Source organism: Streptomyces mexicanus (genome assembly GCF_902506575.1).
In the GTDB taxonomy this organism is placed as follows: Bacteria; Actinomycetota; Actinomycetes; order Streptomycetales; family Streptomycetaceae; genus Streptomyces; species Streptomyces mexicanus.
The window spans coordinates 2,300,029-2,315,185 of the sequence record NZ_LR732544.1 but is presented as its reverse complement, the minus strand read 5'-3'; the positions used below and the strand labels follow the sequence as shown (position 1 = coordinate 2,315,185).

The following is a 15,157-nucleotide window of genomic DNA, read 5'->3' as shown; positions in this document are numbered from 1 at the left end:
GGTGAGGCCAACCTGCGGAACCGGGAGATCATTCCCGCCCGCCGAGCGGGGACTCGCCGGCGGGCGGCGTCCGCCCCACCGGGCGCCGTCCGGGAGGTGGCCGGTGGCCGGCGGGCCGCCCGGTCCAGGGGGCGGCCGGCCTCACCGGGCGCGGTTCAGGCGGTCGCCTTCTCGATCACGCGCGGCTTCAGCTCGGCGTTCTCCAGGATGTCGCGCAGGTGGCGCTCGACCACCGGCAGCACCTCGGCGATGGTGATCTCCCGGCCCAGCTCGGCGGCCAGCGAGGTGACGCCCGCGTCGCGGATGCCGCACGGGATGATGCGGTCGAACCACTTCATGTCGGGGTTCACGTTGAACGAGAAGCCGTGCATGGTGACGCCCTTGGCCACGCGGATGCCGATCTGGGCGATCTTGCGGTCCTCGCGGCGCTGCCCGGCGTTGGACGGGGCGTACTCCGGGCCGTTGAGCCGCGGGTCGAACTCCTCGTCGTTCAGGCGCGGGTCGAAGTCGAGGGAGAGCCCGCCGAGCGAGGGCCGCTGCTCGACCGGGTCGCCGAGCACCCACACGCCGCTGCGGCCCTCGACCCGGGTGGTCTCGAGGCCGAACTCCGCGCAGGTGCGGATCAGCGCCTCCTCCAGGCGGCGCACGTGCGCGACCACGTCCACCGGGCGGGGGAGCTTCTGGATGGGGTAGCCGACCAGCTGGCCCGGACCGTGCCAGGTGATCTTGCCGCCGCGGTCCACGTCGATGACGGGGGTGCCGTCCAGCGGGCGCTCGCTGTCCTCCGTGCGCCGCCCGGCGGTGTAGACCGGGGGATGCTCCAGGAGCAGCACGGTGTCGGGGACCTCGTCCGCGAACCGGGCCGCGTGCACGCGGCGCTGCTCGTCCCAGGCCGCCTGGTACTCCACGGCCTCGGCACCGAATCCCATGCGGACGAACCGCAACTCACTCACGGCAAGCGCCTCCCTGGAAGGTCGTAAGGCACGAAACGTGCCCACGCCACTGTACGACCGGTGCGACCGGCCGCCATGCGTCAGCCCAGGGGGGCAATCCTCACACGATCGGATGAATGCCGCGCCAAGGTCGCAGTCGGGCGCTCACTCTCCGCTACATTCACGCCGTTCATGAGGCCATCAGGGCTGCTCACAGGCAATCCGGGCACCACGCGGCCGCGTGGCTGCCCGTAAGGCAGGAGACCGCACCGCAGATGACGGAACGACCCGCGCAGCGCACCCCCAACCGCCAGCTCGCCGCGCTCATCGCAGAAGCGGGGTTCTCCAACGCAGGTCTGGCCCGTCGCGTGGACCAGCTCGGCCTCGAACACGGGCTGGACCTGAGATACGACAAGACCTCGGTCACCCGCTGGCTGCGCGGCCAGCAGCCCCGGGGCACCACACCCGCCCTGATCGCCGAGGTCTTCACCCGCCGCCTCGGCCGCCGCCTGACCGCCCAGGACCTCGGCCTGGACGCCTGCGCGCCGGTGTACGCCGGGCTCGAATTCGCCGCCACCCCCGAGGAGGCCGTCGACATCGTCGGCGGGCTGTGGCGCAAGGACTCCGGCAGCCACGCCGAACTGCGCAAGATCGCCTTCACCCCGGCCGGGCTCGTCGTGCCCAGCCGGGACTGGCTGATCGGACGGGCCGACGACCGAGTCGCCCGCGGCGAGCCGCAGCCGTCGGCCGCGCGGGTCCCCGCCCAGGGCCGCCCGGACGGCGCAGGGCCGCTCGCCGGCGGCAGGCCGCCGGTGGGCGGGGTGCCCCGCCAGCGCGGGCGCGCCGAGCGCGACCGCAGCGAGCGGGAGGCGGGCCAGCGGGTCACCGCCGGCGACATCGCCGCGCTGCGGTCGGTCGGCGAGCTGTTCCGCGCCCTGGACGACATGTACGGCGGCGGGCACGCCCGGCAGGCCCTCGTGCGCTACCTGGAGCACGAGTGCGAGCCGATGCTGCGCGGCGTCTACGGCGAGCAGACCGGCCGCCGGCTCTTCGCGGCCGCCGCCGACCTGACCCGGCTGGCCGGCTGGACCTCGTACGACATCGCCGCCCACGGGCTCGCCCAGCGGTATTTCGTGCAGGCGCTGCGGCTGGCCCAGGCGGCGGGCGACCGCCCCTACGGGGCGTACGTCCTGGTCACCATGAGCCGGCAGGCCGTCTACCTCGCGCACGGCCGGGAGGCGGTCCAGCTCGCCCGGGTGGCCCAGCAGGGGCTCGGCGGCTCCGTCCCGCCGGTGGTGCAGGCGATGCTGCACGCCGCCGAGGCACGCGGGCACGCCGTCCTCGGTGAGGTGCGCGCGTGCACGGCCTCCCTGGTGCGCGCCGAACGCGCCCTGGAGAGCGCCGGGCCCGGAGACGAGGCGCCCTGCTGGGCACGCTCCTTCGACGAGGGCCACCTCAGCGAGGAGTTCGCGCACTGCCACCGCGACCTGCAGCAGTACCGCGCCGCCGCCCAGCACGCCGAGCGCGCGCTGCAGTTGCGCGCCCCGGCGTACGCCCGCAGCCGGCTGTTCTGCCGCGTCGTCCTGGCCACCGCGCGCCTCGGCCTGGGCGACCTCGACCAGGCCTGCCGCCTGGGCGCCGAGGCGGCCGCCCAGGCCGCCGACATGCGTTCGGTGCGCGCCCACGAGTACGTCCAGGACTTCGAACGCCGCCTGGAACCCCACAAGGACGCGACGGCGGTGCGCACCTACCGCGACAAGGTCGCGGCCCTGGGCTGACGGACAGCCGCCGGCGGCTCAGGCCGCCGCCCGCGCGGGGGTGGCGGCCGGGTCCGCGCGGTGCAGGGAGCGGCCCGCGCCCAGGTCCGCCAGCAGGGCGGAGGCGGCACGGTGGGCCGAGTGCAGGGCGCCCTGGACGGTGCTGGTGTCGCGGTGGTCGCCGCAGACGTACAGGCCCGCCAGGAGTCGGACGGGACGCCGCAGGTCGTGCGGGGGCCGCATGGCGGGCACCGCCTCGGGGGTGTGGTGCACGGCGAGCGTCTCCCAGCGCGCGGTCGAGGTGCCGTACAGACGGCCGAGGTGACGGCGTACGGCGGTGTCGACGTCGGCCGGCGGCGTCCCCAGCACCGTCGACGACACCAGGGCCCGGCCGACGGGCGCGCGCGAGGGATCGACGCGGCTGATCACCGCCGCGTGCGCGACCGGCCCCGAGCGGTCGGCGTCGAGCAGCAGGTGCCCGCCGGTGTCCGGCGCGTCCTCCGTGGTGTGGTGCACCACCGTCACCGGGTGGAAGTCCGGCACCCGCAGCCCCGGCAGCAGGTCGGCGGCGGCGCGCGCGTCGGTGGCGACCAGCACGGCACGGCAGCGGATCTCGCCGTGCTCGGCGGTGGTCACCCTGGTGGTGGACACCGAGGTGACCCGGACGCCGGTGTGCACCGTGCCGGTCGGCAGCGCGGCGGCCAGCAGCTCCGGCAGGACGTCCGCGCCGCCCTCCGGCAGGCACAGCCGGCCGCCGGCGAAGGCGCGCAGCGCGAGGTCCGCGCACCGGCTGGAGCTGGTGAGGTCCGGGTCGCACAGCAGGGCGGCCAGCAGCGGACGCAGGAAACCGTCCACGGTCCGGGGCGGCAGCCCGCGCGCCGCCAGCGCCTCGCCGGCCGGCAGCTCCGGGCGGGCCAGCAGGCGTTCGACCGGCGTGGCGGCCAGGCGGGCCAGCGCGGCGCGCAGCCGCAGCGGCGTGCCGATGCCGAACGGCTGGACCCGGTCGGACGGCACCGGGCGGCCGGTCCGCGCCGGTGGTGCGGTCTCGGGGACGAACGCCCGGGGGAGCGCCGCGGACGACCGGGGGGCGCTTGCGAGGGCGCGCACAGCGTTCAGTGCGCTCCGTGCGCCCCCGCTGCCCGCCGGGGCGCCCGCGCGGTGGTGGCGTCCGTCGCTGTGCAGCAGGACCCCCGGCGCGAAGGGGCGCAGCACGAGCGCCTCCAGTCCCGGGCCGTGGGTCAGCTCCGGATACGAGGTGAGCAGCAACTGCCCGATCCGGTCGAGGCGGAACCCGTCCACCTTCTCCGTCGACATGCGGCCGCCCACCCACGGGGCGGCTTCCAGGACTGCGGTCGTTACTCCTGCGCTGGTCAGCCGATGCGCCGCGAAGAGCCCGGCGACCCCGGCCCCCACCACGACGACATCCACCTGGTACGCGGGCTCAAGCACGTGCCCCTCCTCGAGGTTGCGCGACCGGTGCAGGGGTGATGCCCTCGACCGGCTTGAGGAATACCCGAGTTCGCGTCGAGGTTAGGGCGCCCTGATCGGTCGGGTGCAGTCGCGCATCGACAGGGCACGGTCGCACGGCGGTCGCATACGGTCGCAATGTTTCGCGGAGCGGCCTCGGTACGTCACCCAGGGCGCGGTGGGCGCATCGCCCGGGGAGCTGTCGGCGCGTCACCCGGGGGTTCCGGCACATCGCTCAGGCCGGTGGGCGTATCACCCAGGGGTTCCGGCGCACCGCTCAGGGAGCCGTCAGCACGTCGCGCCCGGGTGGTGCCGGTCCGTCACAGGCCGCACGTACGGCCCGGTACCCGTCCGTCACAGGGCCGCCCGCAGGGCGTCCTCGATCCCCGGGAACGCGAACGAGAACCCCGACTCCACCAGGCGCTCGGGCACCACCCGCGCGCTGCCCAGCACGTCCCCCGCCATCTCCCCGAGCGCCGCCCGCAGCACCGGCGCCGGCACCGGCAGCGGCGTCGGCCGGCGCAGCACCCGGCCCATCACCGCGGTGATCTGCGCGTTCGTCAGCGGCTCGGGGGCGGTGAGGTTGACCGGTCCCGACAGGCCGTCGGTGTCGATGAGATGGCGCAGCGCCGCGACCTCGTCGTGCAGCGCGATGAACGACCAGTACTGCCGCCCGTCGCCCAGCCGTCCGCCCAGCCCGGCCCGGAACAGCGGGAACAGCCGTCCCCACGCCCCGCCCTGACGGGTCACCACCAGACCGGTGCGCGCGAACACCGTCCGCACGCCCGCCTCCTGCGCCGGGGCCGCGGCCTCCTCCCACTCCACGCACAACCGGGCGAGGAACCCGTCCCCGGGCGGCGCGTCCTCGTTCACGGTCCTGTCGCCGGTGTCGCCGTAGAAGCCGATCGCGCTGCCGCTGACGAAGACCCGCGGCGGGGTGTCGAGTCCGGCGAGGGCCTCGGCGAGCGCCGCCGTGCCGAGCCCCCGGCTGTCCCGGAGCTTCTTCTTGTCCGCCTCCGTCCAGCGGTGGTCGCCCACCCCGGCGCCCGCCAGGTTCACCACGGCGTCGCCCCCGGCGAGCCCCGCCGCGTCCACGTACTGGTTCTCGGGGTCCCAGCAGACCTCGTCCGCGCCACGGGCCGAGCGGCGCACCAGGCGCACCACGTGGTGTCCGTCCGCGGCCAGGGACCGCACCAGAGCGCTGCCGATCAGTCCGGAGGCACCGGCCACCGCGACGCGTGCACGTTCCATGCGCCCATCCTGCCCGCCCCGCCCCGGAAAACCCCTGCGGACCGCGCCCGAGCGGGCCGTAGAGTGAGCGTCATGCCCGATCTGCGCATACGTCCCGCCACACTCGCCGACGACGGGCCGCTGGCCCGGCTCGACCGGGCCGTGTGGTCCCCGCTGCACGCCGTGCAGCCCCGCCCCGAGCCGGACGAGCCGTTCTTCACCGAGCGGTCCGGGCCCGAGGAGATCCTCGTCGCCGAGCTGGACGGCACGGTCGTCGGCTACCTGCGGCTGGGCCGGGCCACCCCGCTGGCGTGCAACGCGCACGTCCGGCAGATCCGGGGGCTGGCCGTCGCGGAGGAGGCCCGCGGCGCGGGCGTCGCCCGGGCGCTGCTGCGGGCCGCGCGGGACGAGGCCCGGCGGCAGGGAGCGCGGCGCCTGACCCTGCGGGTGCTCGGGCACAACGCCCCGGCCCGCGCGCTGTACGCGTCCGAGGGGTTCGTGGTGGAGGGCATCCTGCCGGAGGAGTTCCTGCTGGACGGGAAGTACGTCGACGACGTGTTCATGGGCCGCGCGCTGTGAGCCGGGCGGCGGCGCGCGCAGTGCGCCGGTGTGCGCCGGGCGGCCGGGCTCACCCCGCGACCAGCGGCCCCGTGTCCACCGGTGTCGTGGCGCCCGCGGCCTGCCGGGCGTCCGCGGCGACCTCGGCCGCCGTCAGGGCGTAGCCCGTCTCACGGTCGGAGGTGGAGCGGGCGAAGATCACCCCGTAGACCCGGCCGTCGGTGGTCAGCAGAGGGCCGCCGGAGTTGCCGGGGCGGACGGTGGAGCGGATCGAGTAGATCTCGCGGGTGACCGTGGCGTCGTTGTAGATGTTCTGCCCCGTCGCCCGGATCCGGCCCGCGACCGTGGCCGCCTGGAGGTTCAGCCCGCCGTCCTGCGGGTAGCCCGCGACCACCGCGGCCGCGCCGCGCTCGGCGGTGCCGTCGAAGCGCAGGGCGGGGGCGCGCAGCCCGGGGACGTAGAGCACGGCCACGTCCCGGTCCGGGTCGAAGAGCACCACCCGCGCCTCGTAGGAGTGCCCGCTCCCGCCGATCTGCACGGTCGGGGCGTCGATGCCCGCCACCACGTGCGCGTTGGTCATCACGTGCCGGCTCGCGTAGACGAAACCGGTGCCCTCGCGGCCCTGGTTGCCCGCGACGCCCTCGATCTTCACCGTGCTCAGCCGGGCGGCGTCCGTCGCGCTCGGGGTCACACTGTCCCCGGAGGGCCGGGCCACGCCCGCCGCGGGCTCGTTCTCGAACGGGTTGAAGACCTGCGGGAACCCGGCCTCGGTCAGCGCGTTGGTGGCCCGCGAGAACCAGGACGGCGTGGTGTCCGGCATCGCGTCCTGCACCGCGCCCAGCAGCCGGGAGTCGCGTATCGCCGACGTCACCGGCGGTGAGGAGGAGGCGCCCAGCACGCTGGCGGCCACCCAGGCCACGATCAGCACCGCCACCGCGTTGGCGGCGGCCCCGCCGATCCCGTCGGCCACCCGCAGCGGCCCGTGGTCCAGCTCCCGCCGCAGCAGCAGCGCCAGCCGCCCCGCCAACTCGTGCCCCACCACCGCCGGTACCAGCACCGTCAGCACGGCCGTGACCGTCGCCGTCGTCGTCCCGCGCGTGACGAGGTCCATCACCCACGGCAGCACCCACACGCCGACGACCGCACCGCCCACGAACCCGGCCAGCGAGACACAGCCGGCCAGCAGTCCGCGCCGGTAGCCGGACACCGTGTACACCACGATCACCAGCAACAGCACGAGGTCGAGCAGGTCCACACATGCCGCCTTTCTCTCGGGCCCCAGGGTGAGCGGGACGGACCCGGCGATCAGCCACGCGCACGCGGATCCGGGAACCGGTCACGTGTACGTGTACCACCAGAAACGTCCTGGACCAGGACGATGGTTCCACCGGGTGGCACAGCACACATCGCGGACGCGGCGGATGGCGGCGACAGTGAGGGCATGCCTGCTGTGGGAAGAGCGGACCGCGCCCGGCGCCGACCGGAACCCGCCCCAGACCGACCGGAATCCACCTCGCGCCGACCGCGATCCGCCCTGCGCCGAGCAGGCACCGCCCTCGGCCGGACACGAACTGCCCTGGGCCGGACCCGAGCTGCCCTGGGCCGGACCCGAGCTGCCCTGGGCCGGACCCGAGCTGCCCTGGGCCGGGCCCGAGCGGCCGGGCGCCGGGCGCGCACTCCCCTGCGCCGTGCGGGAGCGGCCGTGCGCCGGACCGGGGTCCGGTGGCCGTGGCCGGCCGCCGCGGCCCGCCGCCGTCCGGCCGGGGCCAAGCACGCGGTCGTGGCCCTGCTGTGCTGTCTGCCGGTGGCCGCCGTGGTCGGCGCGCTGGCGGCCGGCGCGCGGGGCATCGGCCACGCGCCGGCGGGCCGGCCCGGGGACCTGCTGTCCGCCGACGCGCCCCAGGCGGCCGTGGCGGCACACCACGCGCCCCGGCCGCGCATCCTGCCGCGCGAGGTCTGGCTGGACGCCGCGTCCCGGCGCCCGCAGCCGCCCGCGCGCTACGACGACAAGGTCGTCGCGCTCTTCCTGCACCACACCGACTCGCCCAACGACTACGCCTGCTCCGACACCCCGGCCATCATCCGCCGCCTGTACGCGGGCCACACCGGCGCCCGCCACTGGGACGACATCGGCTACAACTTCCTCGTCGACCGCTGCGGCACGATCTACGAGGGCCGCGCCGGCGGCGTGGCGAGCGCCGTCACCGGCGCCCACACCCAGGGCTTCAACCACCGCACCGCGGGGATAGCGGTCATCGGGACCTTCTCGGCCGGCACACCGGTGCCGCACGCGCTGACCCACGCGATCGCCGCACTGGCCGCGTGGAAGCTCGGCCTGGCGGGGATCGACCCGCGGGCCTCGGTCCCGCTGGTCTCCAGCAACGGGCTCAGCCGCTACCCGGCCGGCACGACCGCCCTGCTGCCCGCCCTCGCCGGGCACAGGGACGGCTTCCCCACCGACTGCCCCGGCGCGGCGTTGACGGTCCGCCTGCCCGCCCTCCGTGAGGCGGCGGCCCGGCTCCAGGGCAGGACGTGAGCGAACGTCCTACTCGCGGAAGCGGTCCCACAGCCGCGGGTAGCGCTGGGCGAGGGCGCGGTCGTCCTCGAAGTCGATCGGGGTGCCCTCCGGTTCGGCGGGGGCGGGGGCGATGCCGAGGTCGGGGGCGACGGTGCCGGTGAGCTGCTCGTAGGCCTCGTCGGCCGCGTACCCCAGTTCCTCGCCGTCGCCGTCGATCTCCTCGTCGAAGTCGTCCAGCAGGTCGGCCAGCGCGTCCGGATCGTGCAGGGCTCCCTCGAAGACGTCCCGGCCCTGGCCGATCAGCCAGCACCGGAAGTAGTCGAAGGCGTCGTCGCTCGCCCCGTCGAGCAGCAGCCAGGCGGCACCCCACAGGTCCCAGCGGTAGGCGCGGTTGTACCGGGACTCGAAGTGACGGGCGAAGTCCAGCACCTGCTCCGGGTCGAACTCCAGCAACCGCTGCACGAGCAGATCGGCCTGCTCCTCGGGGTCCCCCTCGGCGGCATCGCGCGTGGCGTCGATCAGTTCCCAGAACTCCGTCTCGTCCATCCCGGGTCCAGCATCTTCCCTCGAACCGGACCCCGCATGCGGAGTGCGGCGGATCGTTACGGGCACGAGGCCCGGCCGGCCGCGCACCGCCGGCGCGTGGACCGGCGGTCCCGTCCGCACGAGGGTGGGGAATCGCCGATACGAGGGCCGGGAATCCGCCGATGCGGGGGCCGGGAGTCCCGCGGGTACGGGAACGGAAATTCCGCCGGTACGTGCGCCACGAGCCGCGCCGCCCGTCACGCGCGCACGGCGCCGCCGACCGCTCCGCCCGTCACACCGGCCCGTCCCCCGCGGACAGCGCCGTCGGCCGCGCCCCGTACAGCGCCGCCAGCCGTGCCGCGTCATCCGCGACCCGCTCCCGCAGCGTCCGGGGCGCCAGCACCTCCACCTCCGGGCCGAGCGCGGCCAGCTGTTCGTGGGCGACCTCCTCGGACTCCACCGGCAGGGTCACCCGCACCCAGCCGTGCTCGTCCGGCGGCCCGGCGGCGGCCAGCGCCCGACGGGCCGCCGCCGGGTCCACGGCGTGCACCAGCCGCCGCGCCCCCGCCTCGGAGAGCCGGAGGACGACCTCGGCGTGCAGGATGGACCGGGCGAACTGCTCGGCGCGCTCCGCCCAGAAGGCGGGCAGGTCGAAGTCCGGCGCGCGCGTGAACCGCTCCTCGCCTGCGACGACGGCCGTGAACCGGTCGAGGCGGTACACCCGGAACGCGTCCTGCCCGGCGACCCGGGCGCACAGGTACCACGCGCCCGCCTTGAGGACCAGCCCGTACGGTTCCAGGACCCGCACCACCTCCTCCTCGGGCCCGCGCCGGTAGTGCGCGGTGATCCGCCGGTCGTCCCAGCCCGCGTCCGCCACCGCCGGCAGCAGCTCGGGCGTCCGCGGCTCCCGGAACCAGCCCGGGGCGTCCAGATGGAAGCGCTGCGCGGCCGTGCGTGGGGCGTCGCGCAGGGAGGGCAGCAGCGCCGCGGACACCTTCAGCCGGGCGGCCGAGGCGACGTCCTGCAGGCCCATGTCCCTGAGCGCCCCCGGCACCCCGCTGAGGAACAGCGCCTCCGCCTCACCGCGGGCCAGCCCGGTCAGCCGCGTGCGGTAGCCGCCCACCAGCCGGTACCCGCCGGCCCGCCCCCGGTCGGCGTACACCGGCACGCCCGCCTCCGACAGCGCCTGCGCGTCCCGCGTGACCGTGCGCTCGGACACCTCCAGCTCCCGGGCCAGCTCGGCGGCGGTCATGGACTGCCGCGACTGCAGCAGCAGCACCATCTTGATCAGGCGGGCGGCACGCATGGCCCCCATCATGCCGGGGGCCACCGACAGCGAAGGGGCACGGCGAGTGCCGTGCCCCTTCACCTGGACGAGATCCAGCCCTTACAGGCCGTACTTGTCCCGGGCCTCCTTGACCGCCGAGGCCTTCACCTCGCCGCGCCGGGCCAGCTGGGCCAGCGCCGCGGCGACGATCGACTCGGCGTCCACGCCGAAGTGGCGGCGGGCCGCCTCACGGGGGTCCGACAGACCGAAGCCGTCGGCGCCCAGCGAGGGGTAGTCCTGCTCGACCCACTGCGCGATCTGGTCCGGGACCTGGCGCATGTAGTCGGAGACCGCCAGCACCGGACCCTCGGCGCCCTGCAGCGCCTGGCGTACGTACGGCACCCGCTCCTCGCCGCGCAGCAGGGCCGCGTCGGCCTCCATGGCGTCGCGGCGCAGCTCGCCCCACGACGTCGCCGACCACACGTCGGCGGCCACGCCCCACTCCTCGGCGAGCAGCTTCTGGGCCTTCAGCGCCCAGTGGATCGCCGTGCCCGAGCCCAGCAGCTGGATGCGCGGGGCGTTCGCCGGGACCGTCAGACCCGCCGACTCCGCCGTGTTGAAGCGGTACAGGCCCTTGATGATGCCCTCGTCGATGCCGAGGCCGGACGGCTTGGCCGGCTGCGGCAGCGGCTCGTTGTAGACGGTGAGGTAGTAGAAGACGTTCTGGTCCTCGCCCTCGGCGGCCTCGCCGTACATGCGGCGCAGGCCCTCCTTGACGATGACCGCGATCTCGTACGCGAACGCCGGGTCGTACGTCAGTGCCGCCGGGTTGGTCGCCGCGATGACCGGGGAGTGGCCGTCGGCGTGCTGCAGGCCCTCACCCGTCAGCGTGGTGCGGCCGGCCGTGGCGCCGACGAGGAAGCCGCGGCCGAGCTGGTCGCCGAGCTGCCACATCTGGTCGGCGGTGCGCTGCCAGCCGAACATCGAGTAGAAGATGTAGAACGGGATCATCGGCTCGCCGTGCGTCGCGTACGACGTGGAGGCGGCGATGAAGTCGGCCATGGACCCGGCCTCGGTGATCCCCTCGTTGAGGATCTGGCCGTTGGTGGCCTCCTTGTAGTACATCAGCTGGTCGCGGTCGACCGGCTCGTACGTCTGGCCCTTGGGCGAGTAGATCCCGAGCGACGGGAACAGCGACTCCATGCCGAAGGTGCGCGCCTCGTCCGGGACGATCGGCACCCAGCGCTTGCCGGTCTCCTTGTCGCGGACCAGGTCCTTGACCAGGCGGACGAACGCCATGGTGGTGGCCACGCTCTGCGAGCCGGAGCCCTTGTCGAAGGCGGCGAAGGCCTTCTCCGCCGGGGCGGGCAGCGCCGGCACCGGGTGGACGCGGCGGGCCGGGGCCGGGCCGCCGAGGGCGGCGCGGCGCTCCTGGAGGTAGCGGACCTCGGGGGAGTCGGCGCCCGGGTGGCCGTAGGGGACGACGCCGTCGACGAAGTCGCTGTCCTTGATCGGCAGGTCCAGGCGGTCGCGCATCGCCTTGAACTCCTCCACCGTCAGCTTCTTCATCTGGTGGTTGGCGTTCTTGGAGGCGAAGCCCTCACCGAGGGTGTGGCCCTTGACCGTCTGGGCCAGGATCACCGTCGGGGCGCCCTTGTGCTCCAGGGCGGCCTTGTAGGCGGCGTAGACCTTGCGGGGCTCGTGGCCGCCGCGCGAGACGTGGAAGCACTCGAGGATCTTGTCGTCGCTCAGCAGCTTCGCCATCTCGGCGAGCGCCGGGTCCTTGCCGAAGAAGTCCTCGCGGATGTAGGCGGCGTCGCGGGTCTGGTACGTCTGCACCTGCGCGTCCGGCACCTCGCGCAGCCGGCGGACCAGCGCGCCCGTGGTGTCCAGGGCGAACAGCTCGTCCCAGGCGGAGCCCCACAGCGTCTTGATCACGTTCCAGCCGGAGCCGCGGAACAGCGCCTCCAGCTCCTGCACGATCTTGAAGTTGGCGCGGACCGGGCCGTCCAGGCGCTGCAGGTTGCAGTTGATGACGAAGGTCAGGTTGTCCAGGCCCTCGCGCGCGGCCAGGGTGAGCGCGGTGGTGGACTCCGGCTCGTCCATCTCGCCGTCGCCGAGGAACGCCCACACGTGTGAGTCCGAGACGTCCTTGATGCCGCGGCTGGTCAGGTAGCGGTTGAACCGCGCCTGGTAGATCGCCGAGATCGGGCCGAGGCCCATGGAGACGGTCGGGAACTCCCACAGCCAGGGCAGGCGGCGCGGGTGCGGGTAGGACGGCAGGCCGTTGCCGCCGGCCTCCTGGCGGAAGTTGTCCAGGTGCTGCTCGGTGAGGCGGCCGTCCAGGAAGGCGCGGGCGTAGATGCCGGGGGAGGCGTGGCCCTGGATGTACAGCTGGTCGCCGGAGCCGTCGCCCTCCTTGCCGCGGAAGAAGTGGTTGAAGCCGGTCTCGTACAGCCAGGCCGCGGAGGCGAAGGTGGCGATGTGGCCACCGACGCCGTGCTTCGCGCCGCGGGTCACCATCGCCGCCGCGTTCCACCGGTTCCACGCGGTGATCCGGGCCTCCATGGCCTCGTCACCGGGGACGGCCGGCTCGGCGGCGGTCGGGATGGAGTTGACGTAGTCCGTCTCCAGGAGCTTGGGCAGGGCGACGCCGGTGCCCTCCGCGCGCTCCAGCGTGCGGCGCATCAGGTACGCGGCACGGTGCGGCCCGGCCGCCTTGGCGACGGCGTCCAGGGAGGCCTGCCATTCGGCGGTCTCCTCGGGGTCGCGGTCCGGGAGCTGGTCCAGCTCGCTCGGCTGGATGGCGTTGGGGTCGGTCATGTCGCCGCCTTCCTCAGTCGAAGGGGGGTTCCCTCACTGCGTAAGGGTTCGGGGGTGCCCTTGGGTCTTTGGCAGGACAGGGCGCAGGGCTCCGGTGAGAGCCCGTCGGCGACTGTAACTCCGTGATCGATGATCGATCAAAGGGTTGAGGGCGAAAACCTCTCGATTCCGAGAAAGTCGGCACGCGGTGCCTTCGATTCGGGCACCCGGTGCCGCGTTTTCGATGTGTTTTCGCAGGTGAGCGGGGGAGCGCTCGGAGTGGCCCGAACAGCGGCGCCGAGCCGTCCCGGTGGGCGGCGCGGGGCCGGGTCAGGCGCGGGGTGCGCAGCCCAGGACGTGCGCCTTCACCAGTTCCGCGATCCGCTCGTCGCGCCGGCGGAACGCCTGCACCAGCTCCTCGTGCTCCTCGGCGTAGGACTGCTGGACGGTGCCCAGCCAGCGGATCGACAGCGCCGTGAACACCTCGATGCCCAGGCCCTCCCAGGTGTGCAGCAGCACCGAGTTCCCGGCCGCGCGCACCAGTTCGCGGTGGAAGGCCACCGTGTGCCGCACCTGCGCCGTGCCGTCGGCCCGGCGGTCGGCCTCGTACAGCGCGGCCACGTGCGGTTCCAGGGCCGAGCAGTCCTCGGCCAGCCTCTCCGCGGCCAGCTCCGCCGCGATGGCCTCCAGGCCGGCCCGGACCGGGTAGCTCTCCTCCAGGTCCGCGGCGGTCAGATTGCGCACCCGCACGCCCTTGTTCGGCGCCGACTCGATCAGCCGCAGCGACTCCAGCTCGCGCAGCGCCTCGCGGACCGGGGTCTGGCTGACCTCCAGCTCGGTGGCGATCCGGCGCTCCACGATCCGCTCGCCCGGCTTCCAGCGACCGCTGACGATCCCCTCCACGATGTGCTCGCGGATCTGCTCGCGCAGCGAGTGGACGACGGGCGCGGTCATGGAGGGCTCCTTAGCGTGGGCCCAGGCGGCCCGCGGGGGCGTTGACGTTACAGACAATACGGGGGCCGGGGCACGGCGGAAGGGCGCATACAGGGGCTTTGAACGCAGGGGAGACGAGGCTTACACGCTCCGTTGGCCAAGAAACGGCAAACGGCGGTGCCCCGCCCGGAGATTCCGGACGGGGCACCGCCGTGCGCGCTGGGGGGAGGGACCGGCCCAGCGGGAGGGAGTTACAGGCCGAGTTCGACCTCGAACTCGCCCGCCTCCAGGATCGCCTTGACGGCGGTCAGGTAGCGGGCCGCGTCGGCGCCGTCCACCAGGCGGTGGTCGTAGGACAGGGTCAGGTAGACCATGTCGCGGACGCCGATGACGGTGCCCTCCGCGGTCTCGATCACGGCCGGGCGCTTGACGGTGGCGCCGATGCCGAGGATCGCGACCTGGCCCGGCGGCACGATGATCGTGTCGAACAGCGCGCCGCGCGAACCGGTGTTGGAGATGGTGAAGGTCGCACCGGCCAGCTCGTCCGGCGTGATCTTGTTGCCGCGGACCTTGGCCGCCAGGTCGGCGGTGGCCTTGGCGATGCCGGCGATGTTGAGGTCACCGGCGTTCTTGATGACCGGGGTCATCAGGCCCTTCTCGGAGTCCACCGCGATACCGATGTTCTCGGTGTCGAAGTAGGTGATGGTCCCCTCGGCCTCGTTGATCTTGGCGTTGATGACCGGGTGGGCCTTCAGCGCCTGCGCGGCGGCCTTGACGAAGAACGGCATCGGGGAGAGCTTGACGCCCTCGCGCGCGGCGAAGGAGTCCTTGGCCTGCGCGCGCAGCCGCATCAGCTTGGTGACGTCGACCTCGACGACCGACGACAGCTGGGCCATCTCCTGCAGGGCCTTGACCATGTTGTCGCCGATGACCTTGCGGATCCGCGGCATCTTCACGGTCTGGCCGCGCAGCGGCGAGACCTCCAGGGCGGGGGCCTTCTTCGCGGCGGCCGGAGCGGCCGGGGCCGGGGCGGCGGTGGCGGCCTTGGCGGCCTCGGCGGCGGCCAGGACGTCCTGCTTGCGGATGCGGCCGCCGACGCCGGTGCCCTGGACGGTGGACAGGTCGACGCCGTTCTCGGCGGCGAGCTTGCGCACCAGCGGGGTCACGT

Annotated in this window: 12 protein-coding genes; 3 read left to right on the top strand and 9 right to left on the bottom strand. The window is 74.3% G+C overall.

The window, feature by feature from the left end:
• Window positions 1-155: 155 nt before the first annotated feature.
• Window positions 156-953: a lipoyl(octanoyl) transferase LipB gene (lipB, locus tag GV126_RS10360; protein ID WP_159664649.1), complete on the bottom strand. Its 798-nt coding sequence runs from the start codon at window positions 951-953 to the stop codon at window positions 156-158.
• A 254-nt stretch (window positions 954-1,207) separates the two neighbouring features.
• On the opposite strand from lipB, the gene GV126_RS10355 reads away from it, so the two are divergent.
• Window positions 1,208-2,710: an NsdA family TPR-like regulatory protein gene (locus GV126_RS10355; RefSeq protein ID WP_159664647.1), complete on the top strand. Its 1,503-nt coding sequence runs from the start codon at window positions 1,208-1,210 to the stop codon at window positions 2,708-2,710.
• An 18-nt stretch (window positions 2,711-2,728) separates the two neighbouring features.
• Here GV126_RS10355 and GV126_RS10350 read toward each other — a convergent pair whose 3' ends face one another.
• Entirely contained in the window at window positions 2,729-4,138 is a 1,410-nt protein-coding gene (locus tag GV126_RS10350) for an NAD(P)/FAD-dependent oxidoreductase (RefSeq protein ID WP_159664645.1), read from the bottom strand.
• A 372-nt stretch (window positions 4,139-4,510) separates the two neighbouring features.
• Window positions 4,511-5,407 (bottom strand): TIGR01777 family oxidoreductase, encoded by an 897-nt coding sequence (locus GV126_RS10345; RefSeq protein WP_159664643.1) that lies wholly within the window; start codon window positions 5,405-5,407, stop codon window positions 4,511-4,513.
• 72 nt (window positions 5,408-5,479) lie between these two features.
• Here GV126_RS10345 and GV126_RS10340 point away from each other — a divergent pair, with 72 nt between their 5' ends.
• A complete protein-coding gene (locus GV126_RS10340) occupies window positions 5,480-5,965 on the top strand; it encodes a GNAT family N-acetyltransferase (protein WP_185947788.1) in 486 nt (161 codons plus the stop codon).
• A gap of 49 nt (window positions 5,966-6,014) precedes the next feature.
• Here GV126_RS10340 and GV126_RS10335 read toward each other — a convergent pair whose 3' ends face one another.
• Complete coding sequence (locus GV126_RS10335; RefSeq protein WP_159664640.1) at window positions 6,015-7,199, bottom strand: MarP family serine protease; 1,185 nt, start codon at window positions 7,197-7,199, stop codon at window positions 6,015-6,017.
• A 447-nt stretch (window positions 7,200-7,646) separates the two neighbouring features.
• Here GV126_RS10335 and GV126_RS36325 point away from each other — a divergent pair, with 447 nt between their 5' ends.
• A complete protein-coding gene (locus tag GV126_RS36325; RefSeq protein ID WP_419796052.1) occupies window positions 7,647-8,480 on the top strand; it encodes a peptidoglycan recognition protein family protein in 834 nt (277 codons plus the stop codon).
• Window positions 8,481-8,489: 9 nt separating this feature from the next.
• On the opposite strand, the gene GV126_RS10325 is transcribed toward GV126_RS36325, so the two are convergent.
• The 5 genes from GV126_RS10325 to sucB all read right to left on the bottom strand — a co-directional run.
• Window positions 8,490-9,008 carry a DUF4240 domain-containing protein gene (locus tag GV126_RS10325; protein ID WP_159664638.1) on the bottom strand — a complete coding sequence of 173 codons (519 nt, stop codon included), beginning with the start codon at window positions 9,006-9,008 and terminating at the stop codon, window positions 8,490-8,492.
• Between the two features lie 271 nt (window positions 9,009-9,279).
• Window positions 9,280-10,293 carry a helix-turn-helix transcriptional regulator gene (locus tag GV126_RS10320; RefSeq protein WP_159664636.1) on the bottom strand — a complete coding sequence of 338 codons (1,014 nt, stop codon included), beginning with the start codon at window positions 10,291-10,293 and terminating at the stop codon, window positions 9,280-9,282.
• 81 nt (window positions 10,294-10,374) lie between these two features.
• Window positions 10,375-13,077, bottom strand: a complete 2,703-nt coding sequence (aceE, locus tag GV126_RS10315) for a pyruvate dehydrogenase (acetyl-transferring), homodimeric type (RefSeq protein WP_159664634.1) — start codon at window positions 13,075-13,077, stop codon at window positions 10,375-10,377.
• Between the two features lie 309 nt (window positions 13,078-13,386).
• Window positions 13,387-14,010 carry a GntR family transcriptional regulator gene (locus GV126_RS10310; protein ID WP_028422433.1) on the bottom strand — a complete coding sequence of 208 codons (624 nt, stop codon included), beginning with the start codon at window positions 14,008-14,010 and terminating at the stop codon, window positions 13,387-13,389.
• A gap of 230 nt (window positions 14,011-14,240) precedes the next feature.
• A partial coding sequence (gene sucB / locus GV126_RS10305) for a 2-oxoglutarate dehydrogenase, E2 component, dihydrolipoamide succinyltransferase (RefSeq protein WP_236569941.1) occupies window positions 14,241-15,157 on the bottom strand: 917 nt, incomplete at its 5' end.